Genomic DNA, 3,938 nt, shown 5'->3' on the forward strand with positions numbered 1-3,938 from the left:
AGTTATTCTGAATTTGATGACAATATTCCTCAAAAAAATTAACTTTGAATAACTATTAATAAATGGACTTGTTGCGATAGGTCCTTGAATCCGCCTGCTAAAAATCATTAATGTATTAACAATTTGCATTTGTCAAAAAAATCGTTTAACTTTGCATAGTAGTATCGTATACGATACTACTATACAGCCTTTAAAATTATTTCATCTCTTCAGAATATTCATAGTTATTTGCATTTGTCAAAAAAATCGTTTAACTTTGCATAGTAGTATCGTATACGATACTACTAATAAGTATTTAAAATTATTTGGAAAATGCGAAAAGAATCGTTTAAATCTGCTGAGCAATTAATAAAAAACCATCTCTACACGGATGATTTGAAAGCTTATACTACATTTGATTTAACAAAAATATTTCAAAATAAACGTGAAGAATGGAATATCGCAGATTATAGAAATCAATATCATTTTATGAAATTTTTAGAAGATGCAAAAATTTTAAAAAACATAAAACTCAAACATCAATCAACAGCAACTATCAAACAAATCTATGAAGAGCCAGATGCATCATTATTCAATATTGCTTTAACAATAAAAAAAGATGGGTATTTAAGTAATTATACTGCGATGCAGATACATCAGTTGACACTGCAAATTCCAAAATCAATATATGTAAGTTATAGCAAAAGTCATAGTTATCCAATTAATCCCAATGATATTGAATTGGAACAAAGCTCAATTGATTCTGCATTTTCTAAATCGCAAAGAATGACTTCAGAAAGTTATAAATCTGAGATTGACAACACAAGGTTTTATTTTATACAAAAAGGATATATAGAAAACAATGTCGGAATAACTACTGAAAATAACTATTCCTATACTGACTTAGAAAGAACTTTAATTGACATTGCTATCAGACCTGCATATTCAGGTGGAGTTTTTGAAGTTTTAGAAGCATATGAAATTGCACGTGATAAAGTAGATATATACAAAATAAATGAATATTTATTAAAACTAAATTACATATATCCATATCATCAATTAATAGGTTTTTATATGACTAAAGCAGGATATGACCAAAAAATTATAGATGATATTTTTAAAAAAAATATTACTTATAATTTTTATCTAACATATAACATGTCTAATAAAGAATTTGATTCTAAATGGAAAATATTTTATCCTAAAGGCTTTTAATCTTTTCAACTAAAGCCATTGTATAATCAAAATAGAAATCAAATCCTTCATTTTCTGAACTCAAAGTATCTTCAACACTATTCCAATTTTCTTTCTGTAAATCTTTATATTGAGGTAACAATTCTAAAAAATTTATTGGAACTTTCTTTGCATTAAATATTTCGTGTAATAAAATTACCTTTTCTTCTGAAGTAAAATCTATTGGATATTGCTCACAAATATTCCAAATATCATAAAAATCTCGAGCACGTCCTTTAATGTTTGCACTTGGAATAATCGCTTTATATTCAGGAATTGATTGACATAGTGCGCGTAGTTTTTCAAGAACAATCATTTCCGGCGTATAAACAAATAATACTGTTCCATCTAAATCTACTTTTTTTGCATTTGCAATATACTCAAAGCTACTAATATCAACAGAAAATTTTGTGGACTGATCTAAAATTTTTATTGCATTTCTTCTAGTTTTATCTAAATCATCGTCGAACCAATCTTTTTCATGAGTAACTTTAAATTCAATATTATAACCTTTCCAAATTTTCTCTTTATTAGTTTTAGGTTTTTCTATAAATTTTATATCAAAAGCAATTAATTTTTCGGACTGAAATTGTTCATTAAGTAAAGAATCTAAAATCCCATAAATTCTTTGAAAATCGAGTTCAGAAAAGTCACCTTCAATTGAAAAATCAATATCCATAGACGCTCTGTCAGTAATCTCATATACTAGTTGCAAAGCATTTCCACCTTTTAAAACTAATCCATACATTAATTGCTCATCATGCATTAAAGCTTTTAAAGTTAATCTCTTGATTTTATCTAGCATTTTTTTTGTTTTATATGCTAAAATACAATTATAATATTAATTATTAGTCTTAAAAAAAACGGCATATAACAGCTAAGGATTCGTTGGGCTTGAAAAGCCAACAATGAAGCCGCGGTTGAACGGAACCGATTACATGCCGTCAACACTATGGAGTTATCGTAAAATGGGTAGAGTGATTACAAGAGGCTAAAACGCCTCTTTTTTTTTGCAGTAAAATTGAGTATGGTTTTTCTAGTGTTTTCCTTCATATCTGAATACAAAATCCCTTACCCATAAAGTTATTTTTTACAGGGAATTGAACTGTGGCTACCGCCAAGATACCAAGCAGGCGGACCACGCTGGTCGAAAACCGCTATTCGGTGTAAATTACCCGTTTTGCAACAAGGACATTTGGGCAAAAATGGTTTCTTTTCTGCTTTTTCTAGCACTTTTACCTTTAGCTTTTCCTGCAAAAGCTTGAGCTTTTGACGTTTCCAAGTGCTACTCAAAAAGCCATAGTGACGGATTTTTACAAAACGTTTGGGCAAAATATGCAACGCAAAACGCCTGATAAATTCTTCGTGCGTCAGTGTCATTTGTTTCTTAAATCCGTTTTGACGGTAATCTTTATAGCTAAAAGTTACGTTTTGATCGTCAATTCGTTGGATTCGGTTATTGCTAATGGCTATTTTATGGGTATATCTTCCTAAATATTCAATTACTGATTTTGGACTCCCAAAAGGTTTCTTAGCAAAAACCACCCACGGTTTTCTCCATAAATCCTGCCGGATTTGTTCGTATTTTAGGGGTGCTTTTTCTTTGAGTTTGGCGCAATATTTAGCCCTAAAAACTTTGGACAGTGCCCTTACGGGAAACAAAAATGTACCATCGCCTCGCATGTTTTGCCACTTGCCATTTTTGTCCACGCCACCGCCTGGAACAATGCAATGCAAGTGTGGATGCAGGGATAAATTTTGTCCCCATGTGTGTAAAACAGCGATCATTCCGCTTTGGATTTCTTTTTTTTTGCCAAAGGTTTTCAACGTTTCCCAAGTGGACTCAAAAAGAATATCATAAACCAATTTTGGATCTTGCATCGCTAGACTATTGATGCTATCTGGCAAGGTAAAAACAACATGGAAGTATGGTACCGGCAAGAGTTCTGTTGTTCTAGCTTGTATCCAATCTTCTCGGTTTTTACCTTGACATTTGGGACAATGACGGTTGCGACACGAGTTGTAGCTAATATTGATTTTACCACAACCATCACACGCATCAATATGCCCGCCTAAAGCCGCAGTTCTGCATCTTCGAACGGCTGACAAAGTCCGTAATTGCCAAGTATTAAGTCCTAGATTTTCTATTTTATTACCCAATTTTTCTAGTACATGAGCAACTTCGCTTCGACTGCGCTCAGTGCTTACAACTCGACTTCGCTCAGCACCTATTTGCGGCTGCATTTCTCAAAAAGTGTATCTAGCGGACTAAAAGCTTTTTTCGTGTCGAGTTGGGCAATGTGCAAATATTCCATCGTGGTCTCAATCTGCTCATGCCCCAAGAGATTTTTTAGTGTGATAATATCAAGTCCGTCCTCGAGTAAATGGGTAGCAAAAGTATGTCGAAGCGTATGCACGCAAACCTCTTTAGTAATGCCAGCAGCTTTAGTGGCTTGTTTAAATGCCCATTGTACACCTCGTTGCGAATAACGACTATCGAAATCTCCACCTGCTCTGCCTTGAGGTTGTCCGTTGAAGAGATACACTTTGGGTTTTTCGGCTTCAATATAAGTTTGGAGTCCTCTAATTAAATGTTTGGATAGCGGAACATAGCGGTCTTTTTTACCCTTGCCTTGCACCACTTTGAGTTGCTCGCGATCAAAATCCAAGTCTTGCAAACGCACACTTCGGGCTTCCATGCAACGTAATCCACATCCATACAAAAG

4 protein-coding genes are annotated in these 3,938 nt (G+C 33.3%); 1 reads left to right on the top strand and 3 read right to left on the bottom strand.

The genetic code is table 11. The features are described from left to right. Nucleotides 1-312 precede the first annotated feature (312 nt). The gene (locus BMW63_RS17535; protein WP_074724756.1) at nucleotides 313-1,194 is read left to right on the top strand and encodes a type IV toxin-antitoxin system AbiEi family antitoxin domain-containing protein; all 882 of its coding nucleotides are present in this window, start codon (nucleotides 313-315) and stop codon (nucleotides 1,192-1,194) included. Here BMW63_RS17535 and BMW63_RS17540 read toward each other — a convergent pair. The 3 genes from BMW63_RS17540 to BMW63_RS17550 form a co-directional block, all read right to left on the bottom strand. Then, complete coding sequence (locus BMW63_RS17540; RefSeq protein WP_074724757.1) at nucleotides 1,181-2,017, bottom strand: nucleotidyl transferase AbiEii/AbiGii toxin family protein; 837 nt, start codon at nucleotides 2,015-2,017, stop codon at nucleotides 1,181-1,183. The two genes, BMW63_RS17535 and BMW63_RS17540, sit on opposite strands and share 14 nt — an antisense overlap. A 278-nt stretch (nucleotides 2,018-2,295) precedes the next feature. Further along, on the bottom strand, nucleotides 2,296-3,456 hold the full coding sequence (locus BMW63_RS17545; RefSeq protein ID WP_074724758.1) for an IS91 family transposase: 1,161 nt from the start codon (nucleotides 3,454-3,456) through the stop codon (nucleotides 2,296-2,298). Then, the coding region (locus BMW63_RS17550) for a tyrosine-type recombinase/integrase (protein WP_245745022.1) at nucleotides 3,441-3,938 on the bottom strand (498 nt) is incomplete at its 5' end. The genes BMW63_RS17550 and BMW63_RS17545, both read right to left, overlap by 16 nt.

This window comes from Flavobacterium frigoris, from assembly GCF_900111075.1.
Classification (GTDB): Bacteria; Bacteroidota; Bacteroidia; order Flavobacteriales; family Flavobacteriaceae; genus Flavobacterium; species Flavobacterium frigoris.

Bases quoted from the DNA above. Each gene is read 5' to 3' on its own strand.
- BMW63_RS17545 (WP_074724758.1), bottom strand. From the start codon at position 3,456: ATGCAGCCGCAAATAGGTGCTGAGCGAAGTCGAGTTGTAAGCACTGAG.
- BMW63_RS17540 (WP_074724757.1), bottom strand. From the start codon at position 2,017: ATGCTAGATAAAATCAAGAGATTAACTTTAAAAGCTTTAATGCATGAT.
- BMW63_RS17535 (WP_074724756.1), top strand. From the start codon at position 313: ATGCGAAAAGAATCGTTTAAATCTGCTGAGCAATTAATAAAAAACCAT.